This is a genomic window from Fundidesulfovibrio terrae (assembly GCF_022808915.1).
GTDB classification, from domain to species: Bacteria; Desulfobacterota; Desulfovibrionia; order Desulfovibrionales; family Desulfovibrionaceae; genus Fundidesulfovibrio; species Fundidesulfovibrio terrae.
On record NZ_JAKZFS010000001.1, the window covers coordinates 131,476 to 153,530 of the forward strand.

The window sequence follows — 22,055 nt, forward strand, 5'->3', positions numbered from 1 at the left end:
GACGTCTCCTTCAGCTATATTAGTGTTGCGCCTGGATGGCGGTGATTGCGACGGTGTTGACGATGTCTTCCACGGTGCAGCCGCGGGAGAGGTCGTTGACGGGCTTGTTGAGGCCCTGGAGCACGGGGCCGATGGCCACGGCCTGGGCGGCGCGCTGCACGGCCTTGTAGGTGTTGTTGCCGGTGTTCAGGTCCGGGAAGATGAACACCGTGGCCTTGCCCGCAACCTCGGAGCCCGGCATCTTGAGCTGGGCCACTTCGGGGTCGATGGCCGCGTCGTACTGCAGGGGGCCTTCGAGCTTGAGCTCGGGGGACATCTCGTGGGCGATCTTGGTGGCCTCGCGCACCTTGTCCACTTCCGCGCCGGAGCCCGACGCGCCCGTGGAGTAGGAGAGCATGGCGATGCGCGGATCGACCCCGAAGGCCGTGGCGGTCTGGGCCGACTGGAGGGCGATTTCCGCCAGCTGCTGGGCGTTGGGGTTGGGGTTCACGGCGCAGTCGCCGAAGACCAGCACGCGGTCGGAGAGGCACATCAGGAACACGGAGCTCACGATGGACATGCCCGGCTTGGTCTTGATGATCTGAAGGGCGGGCCGGATGGTCTCCTGGGTGGTGGTGATGGAGCCGGAGACCATGCCGCTGGCCTGGCCCATCTGCACCATCATGGTGCCGAAGTAGGTGGGGGAGAGCATCTGGTCGCGGGCCATCTCCTCGGTGACGCCCTTGGTCTTGCGCATCTCGTAGTAGGTCTTCCAGTACTCCTCGTAATAGGGCGAGAGCACGGGATCGATGATCTGGGCGCCGGAGAGGTCCAGGCCCAGCTGGGAGATCAGCGGGCGGACCTCGTTTTCCTTGCCCAGGATGGTCAGGTCGGCCACGCCGCGCCTAAGCAGGATGTCGGCGGCGCGCAGGATGCGCCCGGAAGTGCCCTCGGGCAGGACGATGTGCTGCTTCTGGTGCTTGGCCTTGTCGATCAGGCTGTATTCGAACATCTTGGGCGTGATCTTGGAGGATTTCTTGGCCTCCAGGCGGGCGCGGAAGTCGTCGCCCTTGACGTGCTGCTCGAAGGTGCCCAGGGCGGTGGCGATCTTCTTCTGGTCGTCGGACTCGATGCGTCCGTAGAGGTCCATGAGGATGCGGGCCACCTTGTAGGTGTGCCCCTCGGCCAGGAGAACCGGCAGGGGGACGCCGGTCCATCCGTCGATGAGCTTCTTGATGTTCTGGTGGGGTTCGATGCCGCCGGTGAGCACGATGCCGGCCACGTCCTGGTAGGCGGTGGAAAGCCGCGAGGCGTAGCAGCCGAGCACCACGTCGGCGCGGTCGCCCGGGGTGATGACCAAGGCTCCCTTCTTCAGGTAATCCAGGAAGTTGCCCACCTGCATGGCGGCCACGATGTAGTCGTCGATGGGGGTGTCCAATTGGTCCTTGCCGTAGAGCACCTGCGCGCCCAGCCACTTGGTCACGTCGCCCACGGTGGGCTTGCCCAGGGTGGGCTCCTCGGGGATGGCGTAGGTCAGGCAGTCCTGCCCGCCGATGTACTTGCAGGTCAGGCCCTCGAGGACCTTCTGCTCGATGCCCGGGTCCACGCGGTTGACGATGGTGGCGAAGATGTCCAGGCCCTTCTCGGAGAAGGTGTCGATGGCGATCTGGGTGGTGGCCACCAGGTTGGCGGCGTTCTTGTCGTGGCCGTTGGCCACCAGGATCACCGGGCAGCCCAGGTTGGCCGCGATCTCGGCGTTGATGTCGAATTCGAAGGCCGAGTCGCCGCCCACGAAGTCGGTGCCTTCGCAGAGCACGAAGTCGTAGCGGGCTTCCAGGTCCTTGTATTTGGAGAGGATGTTTTCCAGCAGCACTGTGTGCTTGCCCTGGTTGATCATGTCCCGGGCCTGGTCCAGGGTGTAGGCGAAGGTCTCCTCGTAGCGCATGTTCAGGTAGAACTGCGAGAGGATCAGGTTGATGTCGTGGTCCTTCTTGCCCTGGGCGTTGCCGGATATGATGGGGCGGAAGAAGGCGACGCGCTGGAAATCCTTCAGAAGAAGCTGCATCACGCCCAGGCAGATGGCGGACTTGCCGCTGCGGGCCTCGGTGGCGATGATATAGAGATTCTTAGCCATGCGGGTCTCCTCGGTGAGGTATAAGTGGGTGGGAACCGGCGGGAAGGGAAGGATGCCGCCGGATGAGCGTGGGAACCAACATGCCGGCCGGTTCGCGGCCGGAGGAAACGAGGTATGGGCCGGGGCGCGCGTGAGCGTCCTGGTCCAGGGGATCAAGGAAAGGGGAAGCGTATCCGGCGGGCCTTGGACCGCGCGGGCGGGCGGAGGTGGTCATGTTTGTCCACGAAGAATTCGCGTCCGCCAGGAACCCGGGGCCCTGAGCAGACTGGATGGATTCCCTTAACAAGGACCGTGCCATATGACGCTTTTGGTTAAACGATTGTTATTTCGAACGGTTGCAAGAAGCGCTGTCCGCACCTTAACCTGATTTTCCAGACAAAACCAGACACGAGTCCCCAGGGGGGCGAAAAATCACGCTTTCGGGAGGAAAGTGCAGGGCTGGCGGGGAGTTTCAGGCGTCGTCAGGGCCCGGATACCAGCGAACGGGGCGGGTGGCAACGCCCGCAAGAAGAGTCCGGAAAAACGGACCCGTCTGAATTGCGGGACGCTCCTTTCTCGAGTATGCAGGCGCAACGTTCGAGGAAGGAGGATTCCATGCGTTCGTATGCAGTGTCCGTGGCTCTCCTGGTCGTGTTCGCCCTGCCCCGGATATGCTCCGGGCAGGTTCTCGGCCCCGACGCCTACTTCTCGAGCGCCGCGGCCGTGCAGCAGGCCCTCATGCTCCTGCCGCCTCCGCCCGCGCCGGGCACCGCCGCCCAGGCCGCCAACGTGCAGCTCTTGAACTCCGTCATGATCGCGGCTTCCCCGCAGGCGGTGGCCAAGGCCCAGGCGGACGCGGTGCCCTCGGTGTTCGACTTCTCCGCCGTGCTGGGGACGGGCTTCAACGCCCAGGACCTGCCGGTGACCAACTCCTTCTTCAACAAGGTCACCATCAACACGCAAAACACGAACATAAGCCTGGACCGCATCTACAACAGCCAGGGGCCGGTCACGGCCTCGTCGTACCCCAGCGCGCACACGGTGCTCGGATTCGTGGACGGCATGATCCTTTCCGCCATGATCCCGGAAAAGCAGGATCAGCTGACCACCTACGGCGTCCAGTTCGGCCTGAACCGCCTGATCCTGGGCCAGCACTGGCCAACCGACGTGGGCGCGGGCCAGATGGAGGCGGGCATCCTCCTGTTCGACCTGAACGCCAGCCCACAATTCCAGAGCGACTTAGGCGCCGCCAAGGCGGAATTGCGCGCCCAGCAGGGGCTCAAATAGAGGCAGGGGTATTGCCGTGATGGAGATCCTGCGCCATTTGCACACCAGGATGATGTGGCCCGCGTAGGGCCGGAAGTCAGCGCGAAAGCAGGTCCCGCGCCTCGTCGTCGGTGAGCGGGCGGCCCAGCCGTTCGGACTTGGCCCGCACCTTCCGTGTGATCCCCTCCAGGTCGCGCCCGGCCGGGTCCATCCCGAACTCGGCCATCTTGGCGGCCACGGCCGCCCGGCCGCTCTTCTTGCCCAGGGCCACCAGGCGGGAAAGCCCGAGCTTCGCCGGATCGTAGGGTTCGAACAGGGACGGATCGCGCGTGAGCCCGTGCACGTGCAACCCCGTCTCGCAGGAGAACTGGGCCGAGCCCGCCACGGGCTTGCGCGGCGGTATCTCGATCTTGGCCGCATCGGCCACGGTGCGGCACAGCCCGGGAAGCACCTCCACCCTGTAGGGAAGTCCCAACCGGAAATGCAGGTAGGCCGTAAGTTCTTCCAGGGCGGCCAGCCCTGCCCGCTCTCCCAGGCCCAGCACCGAGGCGTCGGCGTATTCGGCTCCGGCCATGAGCCCTGCCAGGGCGTTGGCCGTGCCCAGGCCGAAATCGTTGTGGCAGTGCACGCCAACGGCAACGCCGGGTACGGCGGCCTTGAGCCGCCCGACCACCTCGGCCACCTCCAGCGGATGCCACAGCCCCACCGTGTCCGACAGGCGCACCCGCGAGGCCCCGGCGTCGCGCCCGGCCAGCGCCGCCCGGACCAGGAACTCCGGATCGGCCCGGGAGGCGTCCTCCAGGCCCAGGGACACCCGGGCCTGGCCTGAGGCGCAGGCCAGCGCCACGTGGCGCGCCAGGTGCGCAAGCAGCGCGTCCGGGGAGAGCCCCAGGCGTTTTTCCATGTGCGCGGCGGACACGGGCAGCCCCAGGTGCAGCCAGTCGGTGTTCAGGGCGGCCCCGGCCAGGATGGTGTCCTCGCGGCAGGCGGCCCACACCGACAGCTCGGGCCTCACGCCGTGGCCGCGCCCGCCCAGGCCGCGCGCTAGCTCCACCAGCCCGGCCACCGAGGCGTCGCGCCCGGCGATGCCCAGCTCCACCTCGTCGACGCCGAGCGCCGCCAGCCGGGTCAGGATGTTCGCCTTGGCGTCCGGCGTCAGGTATACCCCGAAGCACTGCTCGCCTTCGCGCAGGGTGGAGTCGATGATCTTCACGCGGCGTCTCCATGGGGGAGGAGCACGTCCCCCCGGGACAGCAGGGCCGCGAATTCGCGCGGCGGCAGGGGTTTGGCGTAGAGGTAGCCCTGGAAGCCGTCGCAGCAGGAGAGCGAGCGCAAAAACTCCAGCTGGGCCATGGTCTCCACGCCCTCGGCCACCACGGCCAGCCCCAGGTTGGCCGCGATGGACACCACCGAGGTGACGATGGCCGCGTCGTCCTTGTCCTGGGGCAGTCCGTCCACGAAGGATTTGTCGATCTTGAGCGTGGAGATGGGCAGCTGCTTCAAGTAGGTCAGGGAGGAATACCCGGTGCCGAAGTCGTCCAGGGCCACGGTGATCCCGGCGGCGGCCAGGCTGGAGAGGGTCTTGCGGGCCTCGGCGAAGCCCTTGAGGAACACGGTCTCGGTGACTTCCACCTCCAGCCTCGAGGCGGGCAGGCCGGTGCGCTCGAGCACCGCCAGCACCTTGGCGGCCAGCCCGGGCTGCTCGATCTGGCGCGGCGAGAGGTTCACCGCCACCTTCAGGTCGCCCAGGCCCTCGTCGAGCCAGAGCTTGGTCTGGCGGCAAGCCTCCTCCAGGATCCAGTCGCCCAGGGCCAGGATGAGCCCGGTCTCCTCGGCCAGGGGGATGAACTCTCCCGGCGATACGGGGACGCCCCCGGCAGGAATCCAGCGCACCAGAGCCTCCATGCCCCGCACCGTGCCCGTGAGCACGTCCACGCGGGGCTGGTAGTAGAGCACGAACTCCTCGCGGGCCAGGGCCTTGCGCAGGTCGTTCTCCAGCTTCAACCCCTTGAGCACCCGGTTCCCCAGGTCCTCGGTGAAGAAATTGAAGTTGTTTCGCCCGGCCTCCTTGGCGCGGTACATGGCCATCTCGGCGTTGCGCACGAGCTGGGCCGGGTCCGTGCCGTCCGAGGGGGATATGGTCACGCCGATGCTGGCGGTGACGTGCAGTTCCTCGCCCAGGGTCTCCACGGGGTCGGCCAGGCAGGTGAGGATGCGTCCGGCCACGTGGGCCGCGTCCTCGGGGTCGCGCAGCTCGGTGAGCAGCATGTAGAAGTCGTCGCCGCCGAAGCGCGAGAGGGTGTCGGCCTGGCGCAAGAGCTTCGAGAGCCGGTAGCCCACCTCGGTGAGGATGATGTCGCCTGTCGCGTGGCCCAGGCTGTCGTTGATGGTCTTGAAGCGGTCCAGGTCCAGGCAGATGACGCCCACGGGGTTGCCGCCCAGCTGGGACTTGCGCAGGGCCATGCCCAGGCGGTCGTGGAAGAGGTGGCGGTTGGGCAGCCCGGTGAGGGGGTCGTGGTAGGCCTCGTGGAGCAGGACTTCCTTGTGGCTCTTCTGGTCGGTGATGTCGGTGAAGACCCCTACGTAGCCCGCCAGCCTTCCCGAGGCGTCCCGGATGGCCCGGATGGAGAGCCGTTCTGGGTAGGCCTCGCCGGATTTGCGGCGGTTCCAGATTTCGCCCTCCCAGACGCCTTCCTCGATGAGACGGGACCACAGCGCCTCGTAGAAGGCCGCGTCGTGGTGGTCGGACTTGAGCATGCGGGGGTTCTGCCCGTGCGCTTCGTCAGCGTCGTATCCGGTGATGTCGGTAAAGGCGTCGTTGACCCAGAGGATGCTTCCGTCGGGGGCGGTGACGATCATGCCTTCGCCGCTGGCCCGCACGAGCGCTTCGAGCAGACGCGCGGGATCACCGGGAGGGAGTGGGAACGGGGGAGGAGGGTTCATGTACGGCTTCGACCTCTCATCCCCCTGCTAGCAAACTTAGAGCACCTGGAAAAGCATTCTCGTGGCCATGAAAAAAAGAAACGCCGCGAAGACCTTCTTGAGCTTGGCCACGGGCAGCTTGTGGGCGATGCGGGCGCCCGTCGGCGCGGTGAGCATGCTGCAGACCACCAGGCCCACCAGGGCCGGGATGTAGATGAAGCCCAGGGTGGCTCCGGGCAGCCCGGCCTTGCCCATGCCGCCGAGAATGTAGCCCACGGTCCCGGCCAGGGCGATGGGGAAGCCGATGGCCGCCGAGGTGCCCACGGCCTGGTGCATGGGGATGTTGCACCAGGTCATGAACGGCACGGACATGGTGCCGCCGCCGATGCCCACCAGGGCGGAGACCGCGCCGATGAAGGATCCGGCCCCGAACATGCCGCCCGCTCCTGGCAGCTCGCGACTGGGCTTGGGCTTGATGTTCAGAAACATCTGGAAGGAGACGTAGTAGAGGAAGCACAAAAAGAAGACCTTGAGAAAACCGCTGGAGAGCATGGAGGCGATCCAGCTTCCGGCCAGGGTGCCCACGATGATGCCGGGAGCGATGGCGCGGACCACGTACCAGCGCACCGCGCCGTGCTTGTGATGGGCGCGCATGCTGGAGACCGAAGTGAACATGATGGAGGCCAGGCTGGTGCCCAGGGCCAACTGCATCATGTATTCCGGGGTCATGCCCTGCCAGGCGAACAGCACCGACAGGACCGGCACGATGACGATGCCGCCGCCCACGCCGAGCAGTCCGGCCAGGATCCCGGCCACGGCTCCGGCCAGGGCGTAGAGGAGGAAGTACAGGATCATCATGGCGACTGGCTCCTTGCATTCGGAACGCGTGTTTGGCGAAGTATAATCTTTCCCTGTGGTTGTCGACACACGGATGTTACACGTACGGTGCCGGAAAACTTACAAAAAGGTCGACATTTTTGTAGCGACTTTTGTGTAAGGCCACCGTCCCCGCCGGGCCTTCCTGGCGAGTCCGCCTCCCGCTGATCCGCGCCAGATGGCGATTTTTTGCAATTTTGCAAAAAACCGTCTGATTTGGCACGGCCCTTGCCCTATGCCCAGCGTACCCGGCGAATCCAAATCCCTTTTCGGAGGTTTATCATGAGAAAGATCGCTATCTACGGCAAAGGCGGCATCGGCAAGTCCACCACCACTCAGAACACCGTGGCCGGTTTGGCTACCCTGGGCAAGAAGGTCATGGTCGTGGGCTGCGACCCCAAGGCCGACTCCACCCGCCTGCTCCTGGGCGGCCTGCAGCAGAAGACCGTTCTGGACACCCTGCGCGAGGAAGGCGAGGACGTCGAACTCGAGGACATCCTGAAGCCCGGCTTCAAGGGCACCATGTGCACCGAGTCCGGCGGTCCCGAGCCTGGCGTGGGCTGCGCCGGCCGCGGCATCATCACCTCCATCAACCTTCTGGAACAGCTGGGTGCCTACAAGGAAGACAAGAGCCTGGACTACGTCTTCTACGACGTGCTGGGCGACGTTGTCTGCGGCGGCTTCGCCATGCCCATCCGTGAAGGCAAGGCCCAGGAAATCTACATCGTCGTCTCGGGCGAGATGATGGCCATGTACGCGGCCAACAACATCTGCAAGGGCATCGTGAAGTTCGCGGAAGCCGGCGGCGTGCGCCTGGGCGGGCTCATCTGCAACTCCCGCAAGGTCGACCACGAAGAGGACCTGATCAACGCCCTGGCCGAGCGCCTTGGCACCAAGATGATCCACTTCGTCCCCCGCGAGAACCAGGTGCAGCGCGCCGAGCTCAACCGCAAGACGGTCATCGACTTCTCCCCCGAGCACCCCCAGGCCAACGAGTACCTGTCCCTGGCCTCCAAGATCCAGGACAACCAGAACTTCGTCATCCCGACTCCGCTGCCCATCGACGAGTTGGAAGCCCTGCTCGTGAAGTACGGCATCGCCAACTAGGCGGCCCGGTCAACCTCAAGACTTAGGATGGAGATACCAGCATGTCCCTCATCATGATCCGCTCCGTCGTCCGCCCCGAGAAGGCCGATGACGTCATGGCAGCCCTCATGGAGGCCGGTTTCCCGGCCGCGACCAAACTGGCCGTCGCCGGCCGCGGCAAGCAGCGCGGCATCAAGATCGGCGAAGTGACCTACGACGAGATTCCCAAGATCCAGATCATGACCGTGGTGTCTGAGAAGGACAAGGAATTCGTGGTCAAGACCATCGTGGACGCCGCCCGCACCGGCGGCAAGGGCAACTTCGGCGACGGCAAGATCTTCGTTTCCCCCGTGGACGAGATGTACACCATCAGCTCCGGCGTGAAGGAAACCGACCTGTCGTCCATCGGGGAGGCCAGGCCATGAAGGAAGTCATCGCAGTCGTTCGCATGAACAAGATGAACCAGACCAAGAAGGCCTTAACCGACGCCGGTATCGCCGCCTTCTTCGCCCACGAGGCCTGGGGCCGGGGCAAGGGCCTGGTGAACATGGCGGTGGCCGCCGGGGCGGCCCAGGGCTACCAGGAGGCCGCCGAGGTCCTGGGCAATAAGGGCAAGCTTTTCGCCAAGCGCATGGTCACGGTGGTGGTGCCCGACGACAAGGTCTCCGCAGTGGTGGAGGCCATCACCGCCGCCAACAAGACCGGCAACGCCGGCGACGGCAAGATCTTCGTGCTGCCCGTGGCGGATTCCATCAGGGTGCGCACCGGCGAAACCGGCTCCTGCGCCATCGAGTAACCGGCCCCGAGCCAGCGACAGTTAAAGAGGTAACACCATGGACGCCCCGATCAAAGAACCCCTGGTCACGCCCGGCATCGATCCGGAAGAGGCCAAGAAGGAGCTTCTGGCCAAGTACCCCCCCAAGGTCGGCCGCAAGCGCTCCCAGCAGATATACATCAAGGAAACCGACGGCGGAGAGGACCGCGAGATCCTGGCCAACGTCCGCACCGTTCCCGGCATCATCACCATGCGCGGCTGCACCTACGCGGGCTGCAAGGGCGTTATCCTGGGCCCCACCCGCGACATCGTGAACATCACCCACGGCCCCATCGGCTGCGGGTTCTACTCCTGGCTGACTAGGCGCAACCAGACCGACGCCTCCGGCGACGTGGAGAACTTCATCCCCTATTCGTTCTCCACCGACATGCAGGACGAAGACATCATCTTCGGCGGCGAGAAGAAGCTGAAGAAGGCCATCCAGGAGGCCTACGACATCTTCAAGCCCAAGGCCATCGCCATCTTCTCCACCTGCCCCGTGGGCCTGATCGGCGACGACGTGCACGCCGTGGCCCGGGAGATGAAGGCCAAGCTCGGCATCAACATCTTCGGCTTCTCCTGCGAAGGCTACAAGGGCGTGTCCCAGTCCGCGGGCCACCACATCGCCAACAACAAGATCTTCACCGAGGTCGTGGGCACCTCGGACACCCCGGTGCGCTCGGGCAAGTACATGATCAACATGCTCGGCGAGTACAACATCGGCGGCGACGCTTTCGAGATCGAGCGCATCCTCGAGAAGTGCGGCATCACCTTGAACGCCACCTTCTCCGGCAACTCCACCTACAACGACTTCGCCTCCGCCCAGATGGCCAGCCTGAACGCCGTCATGTGCCACCGCTCCATCACCTACGTGGCGGACATGATGGAGACCAAGTACGGCATCCCCTGGGTCAAGGTGAACTTCATCGGGGCCCACGCCACCGCCAAGTCGCTCCGGCGCATCGCAAACTACTTCGGCGACGCCGCGCTGATCGCCCGCGTGGAAGAGGTCATCGCCGAGGAAATGCCCGCGGTGGAATCGGCCCTGGCCGAGATCAAGCCCCGCACCACCGGCAAGACGGCCATGCTCTTCGTGGGCGGATCGCGCGCCCACCACTACCAGGAGCTGTTCCGTGAACTGGGCATGACCACCCTGGCCGCCGGCTACGAGTTCGCCCACCGCGACGACTACGAAGGCCGCCACGTCATCCCCACCATCAAGGTCGACGCCGACTCGCGCAACATCGAGGAGCTCGATGTCGAGCCCGATCCGCAGATGTACAAGCCCCGCATGAGCGAAGGGGACATGAAGGCCCGCGAGGAAGCTGGTTGGAAGTTCAGGGAGTACGAGGGGCTCATCCCGGACATGGCCAAGAAGACCATGATCATCGACGACCTGAACCAGTTCGAGTCCGAGAAGCTCATCGAGCTCTACAAGCCGGATATCTTCTGCGCGGGCATCAAGGAGAAGTTCGCGGTCCAGAAGATGGGCGTGCCGCTCAAGCAGCTGCACTCCTACGACTACGGCGGACCCTACGCCGGGTTCAAGGGCGCTGTGAACTATTACAAAGATATCGACAGGATGGTGAACTCGAAGGTCTGGTCGAAGGTGAAGGCCCCCTGGCACGCCGACGGCCCCGAACTCACCGCCTGCTACGTGGCTGGCTAGGAGGATTCTACAATGGCACTCTTACGGCACACCCCCGCTGAAATAACGGTGGACAGGAAGGCCCTGACCATCAACCCGGCCAAGACCTGCCAGCCCGTGGGCGCGATGTACGCGGCGCTGGGCATCCACGGCTGCCTGCCGCACTCCCACGGCTCCCAGGGCTGCTGCGCCTACCACCGCTCCGCCCTCATCCGGCACACCAAGGAGCCCGTGAGCGCGGCCACCAGCTCCTTCACCGAAGGTTCCTCGGTGTTCGGCGGCCAGGCCAACCTGCTCACCGCCATCCAGAACATCTTCTCGGTCTACGAGCCGGAAGTGATCGCGGTGCACACCACCTGCCTCTCCGAGACCATCGGCGACGACATGACCCAGATCGTGGAGAAGGCCCGCTCCGAAGGCAAGGTGCCCCCGGGCAAGCACGTGATCTACTGCAACACCCCCTCCTACGTGGGTTCGCACGTCACGGGCTACTCCAACATGGTGGTCGGCATGGTGAAGAACCTGGCCGAGTCCACCGGGACCAAGAACGGCAAGGTCAACGTCATCCCCGGGTTCTGCGAGCCCTCGGACATGGCCGAGATCAAGCGCCTGGCCCTGGAGCTGGGAGTTGCCGCCAACGTGTTCCCGGACACCTCCGGCGTGCTCAACGCCCCGCTCACCGGCAAGTACGAGATGTACCCCGCCGGGGGAGCCAAGATCGCCGACATCAAGGGTTCCGGCGACGCCATCGGCACCATCGCCCTGGGCTCCTGGGGCACCGCGGCCGCCGCCAAGTACCTGGACTCCGAGCACAAGGTGCCCTGCGAGATCATGGGCCTGCCCATCGGCCTGGAAGACACCGACGCCTATATCTACGCGCTGTCCAAGATGACCGGCAAGGCCGTGCCCGCCTCCATCGACTTCGAGCGCGGGCAGGTGGTGGACGTCATCAGCGACTACAACCAGTACCTCTACGGCAAGCGCGTGGCCCTGGCCGGCGACCCCGACCAGCTCATCGGGCTTACCAAGCTCCTGATCGAGCTGGACATGATCCCGGCCTACCTGGTCTCGGGCACGCCCGGAAACAAGTTCGAGCGGACCATCCGCGAGATCATCAAGGGGACCCCGGCCGAGAACGTCACCAAGGTCAAGTGCCCCGGCGACATGTTCATGCTGCACCAGTGGATCAAGCAGGAGCCCGTGGACCTGCTCATCGGCAACACCTACCTCAAGTACATCGCCCGCGATGAGGACATCCCGCACATCCGGCACGGATTCCCCATCCTGGACCGCATGGGCCACACCCTTTTCCCCACCGTGGGGTACAAGGGAGCCCTCAGGATGATCGAGAAGATGCTCGACGCCCTGCTGACCAGGCGCGACCGCGACGCCAGCGAGACCGAGTTCGAACTGGTGTACTAGGGATCACGAGACGATTCGAAGAGGGGGGAGCGTCGCTCCCCCCTCTCGCAACAGCAAGGAGTTGGAGCCATGGTCAACAAGCCGAAGCATCATATTCTGGTCTGCAACAGCTTCCGCGCCAAGGGCGAGCCCAAGGGCGTGTGCTTCAAGCAGGGCGGAAGCCTCCTGCAGTACATGGAGACCGAGATCCTGGACCGGGGCCTGGACATCCTGATCACCGGCTCGGGCTGCCTCAAGCAGTGCGAGGACGGCCCCATCATGATCGTCTACCCCGAGGCCTGGTGGTACGGGCACGTGGATTCGGAAGAGAAGGTCGATGAGATCCTCGACGCGCTGGAGAACGGCGAAGCCTGCGAGGACCTTTTGATATAGATTGTCTCCTGCCTGCCTTAGCCTGTCTTGGACGGCCGCCCGGTGAAAGCCCGGACGGCCGTTCCTATTTTTAGGGCAGGCTGTTGGAGATAAACAATAAAAAATTATTGTTGATCAATAATTTTTTATTGTTTAGTTCGGTGCCGTCGCCCCTAAGGACGACCGCGCCGGGGTTCCCGGCGCAAACAACCGCGACGGAGGACGAGTCATGAAGATGAGGACGATTCCGCTGGTGGCGGCCGTTCTGGCCTCACTGCTCACATCGACGGGCTGCGCGCCCACCACGATCCGCGACCAGGTGGCCAAGGGCGGGGCAGGGGAACTCGGCAACCTGGGCAAAACGATCCTCGTGGCCAAGGTGGACCTGCCGCCTGCAAGCACGGACCGGATGGAGAAGAGCGGCAGGATCGTCTCGTTGGCCGGGAAGGCCCTCGAAGGTGTGCCGGGCGTGGAGGTCCTCCCGGCGGAGGTGCTTCTTTCCAGCTTGCAGGGACGCGACCCGGTCGGCGCGAGCGACTCCGAGCTCGCCGCCGCTGCCCGGGCCGCCGGAGCGGACACCGTGGTCGTGCTGCAGGTGTTGGGCTACGGTGGCGAGTTGGCCGTAGCGTTCCCGCCCGTATATTGGCTGGTGACCCTGGACTACGCCTACCATGCCAGGGTGATTGACGCCCGCTCCGGCGCGCTATACCTGGATGCCCATCGCGGCCAGAGGTCGAGCCGGGCATACGCGGTGAGCGGCAAGGAAGCGCTGGCCGAGCGCTTCATGGCGGACTTCGCCGGCCTGCTCGGCGACACGGCCGGGAAAACCGGCAGCGGCTCCTGACAGTTGCAGGAAGGTGATGTCATGGACAACATGCGGCGCATACAAAGGATGAGCAGGCTCCTCGGGAGGGTTTCGACCGTCCTGTTCTGGGCCACGCCGTTCGCCTGCGCCCTGTTTTGGGCGTACTTCAACGGCTTTCCGGACATCATGAAGTCGAGATTCCTGGTCCCGGGTAGACTGGACCTGCTGGCCATGAACCGCGCGCTGTGCTTCGTGGCCAACATGCTCCCGGCGGTCGTGGCCATGTACGGCTTCAGGACCATCCGTGAACTGTTCGGATTGTACGCGGCCGGCGAGATTTTTTCCCGCCGGAACGTGTCCTGCTACCGGGCGCTCGGCAAGGCCCTCCTCTACTGGGCCGGGGCGGCGTTTTTGAACACGCCCCTTCTGTCCCTGGCGATGTCGGCGGGCATGCCCGCCGGGCAAAGGCACATCACGGTCAGCCTCGGTTCTGACGAACTGGCCGCCCTGTTCGCGGGCGCGGCCGCGCTGGTGATCTCCTGGGTCATGGACGAGGGCCGCCATATCGAAGAAGAACAGGCTTTGACCATTTAGGCGGCGCAGTGGCGATACTGGTGAACCTGGACGTCATGCTGGCCAAGAGGAAGGTGTCCTCCAAGGCCCTGGCGGAAGCGGTGGGCATAACCGCCCAGAACTTGTCCATTCTCAAGACGGGCAAGGCCAAGGCCATCAGGTTCTCCACCCTTGAGGCCGTCTGCCGTTTCCTGGACTGCCAGCCCGGGGATATCCTGGAATTCAAGCCGGACGGAGATTCACCCGGCGGCGGGGACTGACCTCCCACGGAAAACCTGAGCGCACGAAAACGGCCGTCCGGAGTTCCCTCCGGGCGGCCGTTCCTGTTCCCCGGGCGGCTTCGGGCTACCGCCGGGGTAGCGCCTTCTGCCCGGTCCTGCCGGAGTCCATGGCCAGCACCAGGTCGGAGAGCACCTGGGCCTGGATCTGGACGAGGCGGATGGATTCCACCTCGATGGGCCATCCCGGGGAAGACGCAGGAGAACTGAGGTCCCCATCATCCGGCCTTCTCGAGCTTTCCCAGCAGATGGTCCCGCAGGCGGAGCGCGCCCTGGCGCTCCAGCAGGTCGAAGACCGCCAGGTGCTGCCAGTAGGCCTCGCGCGGGATGCCCCGGCTGGCGCACAGGCGGGCGCGCAGCTTCTCCCAGTAGGTGCGCAGGAGCATCTGTCCGTAGGCCCCGACCAGGCAGCCGGGCATGATGGTGAACAAGCCCGTGGCCGGGTCGCCCAGGGCGTCGTAGGCGGGCCAGCCGGGGCTGGCGCAGGCACTCGAGGGCCGTGCCGCGGTGGTCGTCCGGCACGATGCGCGGGTCCACTCCGCGCGAGGACAGGTACAGGCCCACAATGGGCGGCTTCCTGGGCGACGCCCGAAGCGACGCCGGGGCGCAACGGCTGAGCGTGTCGCGGAATATCTGGTAGTAGCGGTTCACCGTGTTGCGGTTCACGTCCATGGCCTTGGCCGCGAGGCTGGCCGAGTCGCCGGCGGCGAAGCGCCCGGCCAGTTCGCGCAGGCGCTCTTCATCCAGTTTGGCGTACGCGGCGTAGCGGTTCTTTCTCTTGAGGCCCTGGGATTGGCAGGTTGGGGAGGATATCATGCGCGTCACCTTTTGCGATTTTGAGACTCATTATCAATAAGGTTTGAGACGGTAAACCCATTCCTCTTTCCCCGCCACTTGATGAGAAGATTCGGTTGATCCGACCCCGCTCGGACCGGCCGCCCGGCTGGACGGAGCGGGCCGCGCGCGTTATGCGTAAGGTGCACGCAGAAACCGCCAGGAGCCCCAGCCCATGGACCATCCCCTCCCGCTTTTCGACAAGGAACAGCAGGTCGTCGAATCGGCCAGGCAGGCTCTTGCGGCTGCCCCGCAGGCCCTGGCCGAGCCCTTCGGCGAGCTCCTGCGGGAGTATGAGTCCCTCATGGAGCGCTCGCGCCGGGTGGCCGAGATGGCCCTCTCGGTGCAGATGGACCTGGACGCGGCCCTGGCGCAGGTGTCCCAGCTCTCCCAGGTGGACGGGCTCACCGGGGCCCTGAACAGCCGCTCCTTCGAGCTGCTTCTCTCGCGCGACTGGGCCCAGGCCCAGCGGGAGGGCACGGCGCTGTCGCTCGTCATGGTCAACGTGGACAATTTCCGGGCCTACAACGACATCTACGGGTCGCTCAAAGGCGACGATTGCCTGAAGGCCGTCACCCAAGTCCTTCTGCGCTGCCTCTACCGCGAGGTGGACGTGGTGGCCCGCCTGGAGGGCGACACCTTCGCGGCCCTCCTTCCCGGCACCGACGCCAAGGGCGCTCTGGTGGTGGCGGAGCGCATCGCCTCGGAGACCGCCGCGCTGGAGATCCCCCATCTGGAATCTCCGCACGGGGGCGTGGTCACGGTGAGCGTGGGGCTGGCCGCGGTGACGCCCACCCGGGCCGAGGCCCCCATGGTGCTGGTGCGCCGGGCCCAGGCGGCCCTGGGCCTCGCCAAGGATTCGGGACGCAACGCCGTTTTCCTGGACTCCGGCGATCAGTATTCCGAAGCCGGGTAGGGCTTCGGACCGGCCGCTCCGGTGCGGCCGCCCGGCTGACCGCAACGCACCGCGCTGTCCGGTGCTGGGTGCCCGCGTGCCGGGACGCTCCCGCAGCTCATGATGCCGCTGCGTTCCCAGGCGCGGAGAAGGCGGCTCAGTTCCCGCTTTTCCGGGCAAGTGCGGGATTGCGTTCCTGCGGATTTACAACCCCGTGTATGGTGATAATGAAAATCGAAATCGCTGCGGGGCGGGCTGGCCGCCCTCCAGCGTAACCTATCCTGTCGCGCAGGCATCATCACTTTGTCACATGATGCGAGTAGCAGTGTGTTGCCCGGGAGCGGGGGGCAGGGGTGTCCCGCGATACCCCCGGACGCGAACCGTACGATCAACGCCGGAGATTCGTATATGAATATGACCGAACGCTTTCAGATGCTGTTTGCCCTGGCCGTGAGCCTGATGATTCAGGGCGGGCTGTACGTCTACTGCCTGGAAAGCCTCGCCAGCTGATAACCGGGAACGCCCCGGTCTCCTCCTCGAGCATGGCCCGCCACCGTACAGGACGGTGGCGGGCCATGCGCTTTTCATCCCTCTTGGCTTTGCGCCTCCCTGGCCGATCGACATCCCTCCATGGCGTTGTTCTTACAATTTTGTGCAATTGTGTGCGTTTTTGTATCCCGTGGCCGTCAGCCACGCTTGGCCAAAGAATATTATATAGCAATATCAAATAGATAGTTCGTGGCACGGGACTTGATAAACACCGCTCGTGGACGCGCTGCCGAAGCGGTTCCACGGCGGCCCGAAGAGAGACGGTTTCACTCCGGAAACAACCCAAGCGATCGGAGGCGGTCATGACGGCTTCAACCCTGCGCGGGAACCTGGAAATGATCACAACCCTCACCGTCAGCCTCGCCATCCAGGCCGGATTCTACGCCGCCTGCCTGACGAACCTGGTCCGCTAACCATAAGCGAGAGGCTTACCCCGTGTCCGACATCATCTTCGAGGAACGCAAGGACCAGATCCACGTCAAGGGTGAGGGTCCGTTCAAGCTGGCCTGCAACCGCGATTCCCTGGCGGGGGCGGTCAGCCAGCGGGCCTGCGTGTTCTGCGGCTCGCGGGTGGTGCTCTATCCCATCGCGGACGCCCTGCACCTGGTGCACGGCCCCATCGGCTGCGCGGCCTACACCTGGGACATCCGGGGCGCGCTGTCCTCCGGCCCCGAGCTGCACCGCCTGTCCTTCTCCACGGACCTGCAGGAGACGGACGTGATCTTCGGGGGGGAGAAGAAGCTCTACGCGGCGCTCACCGAACTCATCGACCGCCACCAGCCCAAGGCGGCTTTCGTCTACTCCACCTGCATCGTGGGCATCATCGGCGACGACCTCGCCGCCGTGTGCAAGAAGGTCTCGGCCGAAAAGGGCATCCCGGTTATCCCGGTGCAGTCGGAAGGGTTCAAGGGCAACAAGCGCGAGGGCTACCTGGCCGCCTGCAAGGCCATGTTCACCCTCATGGGTACGGGCGATACGTCGGACATCTCACCGATATCGCTCAATATCCTGGGCGACTTCAACCTGGCGGGCGAGATCTGGATCATCCGCGAATATTTCGAGCGCATGGGCATCCAGGTGGTGGCCAACATCACCGGCGACGGCCGCGTGGGCGACATCGCCCGCGCCCACGGCGCGGCGCTCAACGTGGTGCAGTGCTCCGGCTCCACCATGGACCTGGCCAAGATGATGAAGGACGCCTACGGCACCCCGGTGGTCAAGGTGTCCTACTTCGGCATCGAGGACATGGCCGAGGCCCTGTACGCCGTGGCCCGCTTCTTCAAGGACAAGGACCCGGACATGCTCGCCCGCACCCAGGCCCTGGTGAAGGAGGAGCTGGCCGTGCTCTACCCGAAGCTCTCCCAGTTCCGCAAAGACCTGGAGGGCAAGAAGGCCGCCATCTACGTGGGCGGCGCCTTTAAGGCCTTCTCGCTGATTAAAGCATTTCGCCACCTGGGCATGTCCGTGGCCATCGCGGGCTCCCAGACCGGCACCCCCGAGGACTACGAGGAACTGGCCTCCATCTGCGACCCCGGCACCATCATCATCGACGACGCCAACCCCCTGGAGCTCTCCCACTACCTCAAGGAAAAGGACGTGGACATCTTCGTGGGCGGCGTCAAGGAGCGCCCCATCGCCTTCAAGCTGGGCGTGGGATTCTGCGACCACAACCACGAGCGCAAGGAAGCCCTGGAAGGGTTCGTGGGCATGTACAACTTCGCCCTGGAGGTGCACCGCACGGTCATGAGCCCGGTGTGGCGCTTCGTGCCCCGCCGGGCGGGCAAGGCCTTGGCCGAAAGCCTGGACGATCTGCCCAAGGAGTGCGCGTTATGAGTTCCCAGAGCGACATCGCCGATGCGACCGCGGTTCTGGACGCCGAGGCCGGGCCATTGAAGCCCAAGCCCGAGCCCTTCGTCTCCACCACCAACGCCTGCAAGCTCTGCAAGCCCCTGGGCGCCACACTGGTGTTCAAGGGCATCGAGGGCGGCGTGCCCTACCTGCACGGCTCCCAGGGCTGCGCCACCTACATGCGCCGCTACATCATCAGCCACTTCCGCGAGCCCATGGACATCGCCTCCAGCTCGCTTGGCGAGAAGCAGGCCATCTACGGCGGCGGCCCCAACCTGAAGAAGGGTCTGCTCACCGTCATGGACAAGTACGGCGCGGGCATGATCGGCGTGGCCACCACCTGCCTCACCGAGACCATCGGCGACGACGTGCCCGGGATACTCATGGAGTTTCGGCGCGAATTCGCCGACCTGGGCGTGGCCCCGGTGGTGAACGTCTCCACCCCCAGCTATTCCGGCACCCACATGGAGGGCTTCACCGCCGCCGTGCGCGCCGTGGCCGACCAGCTGGCCACGGCCGACGCCAAGACCGCCGCCGTGAACTGCTTTCCCGGATTCGTCTCCTGCGAGGACATACGGCACCTGAAGGACGTGTTCGCCTCTTTCGGGCTCACGGCCACCATCCTGCCGGACTACTCCGAGACCCTGGACGGTCCCGCCGTGGAGGACTACGAGAAAATCCCCTCGGGCGGCACGCCGGTCAAGGCCATCAAGGCCATGGGAGCAGCACCGGCCACGTTCGAGTTCGGGCGCACCCTCTCCGAGCCCGGCGAGGCGGCCACGGCCGGAGGCCTTCTGGCCTCGCGTTTCGGCGTGCCCCTCAAGCGCCTGGGCCTGCCCATCGGGCTGCGCGAGACCGACGCCTTCTTCAAGTCCCTGGAGTCCGTCTCCTGCAAGCCCACCCCGCGCCGCAGGGCGCTTGAGCGCGGCCGCCTGCTGGACGCCTTCGTGGACGGGCACAAGTACGTGTCCCAGAAGCGCTGCGTCATCTACGGCGAGGAGGACCTGATCGTGGGCCTGACCAGCTTCATGGCCGAGATCGGGGTGATCCCGGTGCTGGTGGCCGGGGGCGGGCGGTCCGGCAGGCTCGAGAAGGCCGTGCGCGCCGCCTGCGAAGGGCTCGTCCCCGAGATGCCCGAGGTGGCCGAGGGCGTGGATTTCTACGACATAGCCGACCGTGCCCGGGAGCTCGCCCCGGATTTCTTCCTGGGCCACTCCAAGGGCTACCGCCTGGCCCGGGAGATGAACGTTCCCCTGGTGCGGGTGGGCTTCCCCATCCACGACCGCTTCGGCGGGCAGCGCCTGCGCCACCTCTGCTACCAGGGAGCCCAGGAGCTCCTGGACCGGGTGGTCAACGCCATGATCGAAACGAAACAGACCGGCTCCGACATCGGATACGGGTACATTTAAGGAGTCCCCCATGGCCATGGATCTCTCCAAGCACCCCTGTTTCAATAAGGACGCCAAGGGCTCCTGCGCCCGCATCCACCTGCCGGTCGCGCCCAAGTGCAACATCCAGTGCAACTACTGCAACAGGAAGTACGACTGCGTGAACGAGTCGCGCCCGGGCGTCACAAGCTCGGTGCTCACGCCTCCCCAGGCCATCGCCTACATGGAAGAGGTGCTGAAGGCCGAGCCGCGCATCACCGTGGTGGGCATCGCCGGCCCCGGCGACCCCATGGCCAACGCCAAGGAGACGCTCGAAACCATGCGGCGCATCAAGGCCAAGTGGCCGGACATGATCCTGTGCCTGTCCTCCAACGGCCTGGAGCTGCCGGAGCACGTTGACGAGCTGGCGGAGATCGGTGTCTCCCACGTCACGGTGACGGTCAACGCGGTGGACCCCGAGATCGCAGCCAAGGTCTACTCCTGGGCCCGGGTGGGCAAGGTGCTCTACCGGGGAGCGGACGCGGCCCGCATCCTGCTGGAAAAGCAGGAGGAGTCCATCCGGCGCCTGAAGGAAAAGGACATCATCGTCAAGGTGAACACCATCATCATGCCGGGCGTGAACGACCACCACATCGAGGACATCGCCAAAAAGATGAAGTCCATGGGCGTGAACCTGCTCAACTGCATGGCGCTCATCCCCAACAAGGACACCAAGTTCGAGCTGGTCCCCGAGCCCAGCAAGGCCGACGTGGAGGCCATCAGGGCCATGGCCGAGACCTATCTTCCCCAGATGCGCCACTGCCAGCGCTGCCGCGCCGACGCCGTGGGGCTTCTGGAAAAGGACTGCTCGCGCGACTTCTCCGGGCTCATGCAGGCCTGCTCCGCCATGGTCCCGGCCATGGACGAGTCGCGCAAGTACGTGGCCGTGGCCACCATGGAGGGGATGCTGGTCAACATGCACCTGGGCGAGGCCGCCAGCTTCCAGATATGGGGAGAGGACGGCAACGGCGGCTACAAGATGGTCGAGGACCGCCCGGCCCCGCCCACCGGCGGCGGCCCCAAGCGCTGGTACACCCTGGCCAAGGCCCTCTCCGACTGCCGGGCCGTGCTGGTCTCGGGCGTTGGCGACACGCCCCAGGCCATCCTGGAGGAGGAGGGCGTCACCGTGGCGGCCATGTCCGGGTTCATCACCCAGGGGTTGGACGCGGTGTTCAAGTCGGGCGATCTCGGCAAGCTGCGGGCCAAGGGCGGCGGCGGGTGCAAGATGGGCGGCTGCTCCGGCGGCTCGGGCGAGGGCTGCTGATACCGAGGAATTATCCGGTTCCAAGCGCGTACAGATGGAAAGCCCCTGCCGGATGGTCCGGCAGGGGCTTTTCACGTGCGAGAACTATTTTCATCTTTCTTCCCACATAGCGCTATATGGGGTGAAAATTTTCTCCTCCTGAATAGGCTTGGCGATACTCCGGCGCGGGAAGCCGGAGAATACACCTATCCGGAGGACACCCCTCATGCCTTATCCCGCTCCCGAACATCCCGGCACGGCCGGGAAATCTAGCGACAGGGCCGACCAGCAGGCCCTCAATGAACTGCGCTACAAGCGCTATCTCGAACATCTGGCAGGCTTCGAGCCCGGCGAGTCCGACCTCTCCGACGAGGAAATCCTCTCCAGGCGCGCCGCAAGGAATTCCGGCGTGCAGCGGCTCAAGTCCGCTATGACGGTCGTGTCAGGCCCGGGCATGGCTTGCGTGCCGTTCGAGGCGGTCCTCGGCCAGCTCAAGGCCCGTCCCGGCATGGTCGAGCATCTGGAGGGCATCGACCTGGACGGTGACGGCGTCGCCGACATTTCCTTTGCGCCCCACCCCATGGACTATGCCGGGCAGATGCGCTGGCAGGCCATGGCCAGGGAGAGAGCGCAAAAAGCCGCCCTCAGGAAGTTCGTGAACAACAAGGTGCTGCTTGCCCACCTCGAGGCCCACGACCCCCTGTTCCCCCACGTGAAGCACTTTGTGGAAAGCTTTATCCGTCCCTCTCCGAAAGGCTCAGGCGCCCCCTGCTGGAAGAGATCGAACGCGCTTCGGGCGCGTTCCTGGATATGTACGTGGATATGAGGAGGCATCTCGTCCAGGAGTTCGGCCTGCACGGCCAAGCCCGGGTGTTCACGCAGCAGGTTCATTCCCTTCACGCTTTCAGCGCGCCAAATTCGCGCGAGGCTGTGCGCCGCGCCACGGCGGGGCGGATGAGCCCGCCGGTGCTGGAGAGCGCCGGGATCATGGACGACCGCCTGCCGGGCGCGTCCCGGCAGGCCGAGCTCAAATCCCTGGTCAAACGGGTGAAATCCGGCGGAGCCAGGGAGGGCGACCTGCTGCGCTACATCGAGCTGAGCATGCCCGAGACGCGGAGCAACTAGC

Annotated in this window: 21 protein-coding genes; 16 read left to right on the forward strand and 5 right to left on the reverse strand. The window is 65.2% G+C overall.

Annotated features, from left to right (window positions below):
• Positions 1-19: 19 nt before the first annotated feature.
• Positions 20-2,113, reverse strand: coding sequence for a phosphate acetyltransferase (gene pta / locus ML540_RS00645; RefSeq protein ID WP_243357821.1), 2,094 nt, complete (start codon positions 2,111-2,113; stop codon positions 20-22).
• A 594-nt stretch (positions 2,114-2,707) separates the two neighbouring features.
• Between pta and ML540_RS00650 the strand changes: the two genes are divergently transcribed.
• Entirely contained in the window at positions 2,708-3,379 is a 672-nt protein-coding gene (locus ML540_RS00650) for a phosphatase PAP2 family protein (RefSeq protein ID WP_243357822.1), read from the forward strand.
• Positions 3,380-3,455: 76 nt separating this feature from the next.
• Here the strand turns inward: ML540_RS00650 and ML540_RS00655 are convergent, their stop codons facing one another.
• The 3 genes from ML540_RS00655 to ML540_RS00665 are packed head-to-tail and all read right to left on the reverse strand — an operon-like array spanning position 3,456 to position 7,135.
• Positions 3,456-4,571 (reverse strand): LeuA family protein, encoded by a 1,116-nt coding sequence (locus ML540_RS00655; protein ID WP_243357825.1) that lies wholly within the window; start codon positions 4,569-4,571, stop codon positions 3,456-3,458.
• A complete protein-coding gene (locus ML540_RS00660; protein WP_279343189.1) occupies positions 4,568-6,301 on the reverse strand; it encodes a putative bifunctional diguanylate cyclase/phosphodiesterase in 1,734 nt (577 codons plus the stop codon). Before ML540_RS00660 ends, ML540_RS00655 begins: the two co-directional genes overlap by 4 nt.
• A 36-nt stretch (positions 6,302-6,337) precedes the next feature.
• Positions 6,338-7,135: a sulfite exporter TauE/SafE family protein gene (locus tag ML540_RS00665; RefSeq protein ID WP_243359620.1), complete on the reverse strand. Its 798-nt coding sequence runs from the start codon at positions 7,133-7,135 to the stop codon at positions 6,338-6,340.
• A gap of 303 nt (positions 7,136-7,438) precedes the next feature.
• Between ML540_RS00665 and nifH the strand changes: the two genes are divergently transcribed.
• The 9 genes from nifH (at position 7,439) to ML540_RS00710 (ending at position 14,115) form a co-directional block, all read left to right on the forward strand.
• On the forward strand, positions 7,439-8,263 hold the full coding sequence (gene nifH, locus ML540_RS00670; RefSeq protein ID WP_243357828.1) for a nitrogenase iron protein: 825 nt from the start codon (positions 7,439-7,441) through the stop codon (positions 8,261-8,263).
• A 41-nt stretch (positions 8,264-8,304) separates the two neighbouring features.
• Entirely contained in the window at positions 8,305-8,667 is a 363-nt protein-coding gene (locus tag ML540_RS00675; RefSeq protein WP_243357830.1) for a P-II family nitrogen regulator, read from the forward strand.
• Complete coding sequence (locus ML540_RS00680) at positions 8,664-9,038, forward strand: P-II family nitrogen regulator (protein WP_243357832.1); 375 nt, start codon at positions 8,664-8,666, stop codon at positions 9,036-9,038. The genes ML540_RS00675 and ML540_RS00680 overlap by 4 nt, the downstream gene beginning before the upstream one ends.
• Before the next feature lie 37 nt (positions 9,039-9,075).
• Entirely contained in the window at positions 9,076-10,725 is a 1,650-nt protein-coding gene (nifD, locus tag ML540_RS00685) for a nitrogenase molybdenum-iron protein alpha chain (RefSeq protein ID WP_243357834.1), read from the forward strand.
• A gap of 12 nt (positions 10,726-10,737) precedes the next feature.
• Positions 10,738-12,126, forward strand: a complete 1,389-nt coding sequence (gene nifK, locus ML540_RS00690) for a nitrogenase molybdenum-iron protein subunit beta (RefSeq protein ID WP_243357835.1) — start codon at positions 10,738-10,740, stop codon at positions 12,124-12,126.
• A gap of 69 nt (positions 12,127-12,195) precedes the next feature.
• Positions 12,196-12,498, forward strand: coding sequence for a (2Fe-2S) ferredoxin domain-containing protein (locus tag ML540_RS00695; protein WP_243357837.1), 303 nt, complete (start codon positions 12,196-12,198; stop codon positions 12,496-12,498).
• A gap of 208 nt (positions 12,499-12,706) precedes the next feature.
• The gene (locus ML540_RS00700) at positions 12,707-13,321 is read left to right on the forward strand and encodes a hypothetical protein (protein WP_243357839.1); all 615 of its coding nucleotides are present in this window, start codon (positions 12,707-12,709) and stop codon (positions 13,319-13,321) included.
• Positions 13,322-13,369: 48 nt separating this feature from the next.
• On the forward strand, positions 13,370-13,876 hold the full coding sequence (locus ML540_RS00705; protein ID WP_243357841.1) for a DUF2975 domain-containing protein: 507 nt from the start codon (positions 13,370-13,372) through the stop codon (positions 13,874-13,876).
• An 8-nt stretch (positions 13,877-13,884) separates the two neighbouring features.
• Positions 13,885-14,115, forward strand: coding sequence for a helix-turn-helix domain-containing protein (locus ML540_RS00710; RefSeq protein WP_243357843.1), 231 nt, complete (start codon positions 13,885-13,887; stop codon positions 14,113-14,115).
• Between the two features lie 236 nt (positions 14,116-14,351).
• Here the strand turns inward: ML540_RS00710 and ML540_RS00715 are convergent, their stop codons facing one another.
• Complete coding sequence (locus ML540_RS00715) at positions 14,352-14,699, reverse strand: hypothetical protein (RefSeq protein WP_243357845.1); 348 nt, start codon at positions 14,697-14,699, stop codon at positions 14,352-14,354.
• Positions 14,700-15,142: 443 nt separating this feature from the next.
• Here ML540_RS00715 and ML540_RS00720 point away from each other — a divergent pair, with 443 nt between their 5' ends.
• The 6 genes from ML540_RS00720 (at position 15,143) to ML540_RS00745 (ending at position 22,054) form a co-directional block, all read left to right on the forward strand.
• The gene (locus ML540_RS00720) at positions 15,143-15,883 is read left to right on the forward strand and encodes a diguanylate cyclase (RefSeq protein ID WP_243357847.1); all 741 of its coding nucleotides are present in this window, start codon (positions 15,143-15,145) and stop codon (positions 15,881-15,883) included.
• Positions 15,884-16,846: 963 nt separating this feature from the next.
• A complete protein-coding gene (gene nifE / locus ML540_RS00725; protein WP_243357849.1) occupies positions 16,847-18,244 on the forward strand; it encodes a nitrogenase iron-molybdenum cofactor biosynthesis protein NifE in 1,398 nt (465 codons plus the stop codon).
• Positions 18,241-19,668 carry a nitrogenase component 1 gene (locus ML540_RS00730; protein WP_243357851.1) on the forward strand — a complete coding sequence of 476 codons (1,428 nt, stop codon included), beginning with the start codon at positions 18,241-18,243 and terminating at the stop codon, positions 19,666-19,668. Before nifE ends, ML540_RS00730 begins: the two co-directional genes overlap by 4 nt.
• A gap of 10 nt (positions 19,669-19,678) precedes the next feature.
• A complete protein-coding gene (gene nifB / locus ML540_RS00735) occupies positions 19,679-20,950 on the forward strand; it encodes a nitrogenase cofactor biosynthesis protein NifB (protein ID WP_243357853.1) in 1,272 nt (423 codons plus the stop codon).
• A gap of 205 nt (positions 20,951-21,155) precedes the next feature.
• A complete protein-coding gene (locus ML540_RS00740; RefSeq protein ID WP_243357856.1) occupies positions 21,156-21,755 on the forward strand; it encodes a hypothetical protein in 600 nt (199 codons plus the stop codon).
• Positions 21,752-22,054, forward strand: a complete 303-nt coding sequence (locus tag ML540_RS00745; protein ID WP_243357858.1) for a hypothetical protein — start codon at positions 21,752-21,754, stop codon at positions 22,052-22,054. Before ML540_RS00740 ends, ML540_RS00745 begins: the two co-directional genes overlap by 4 nt.
• Position 22,055: the final 1 nt, after the last annotated feature.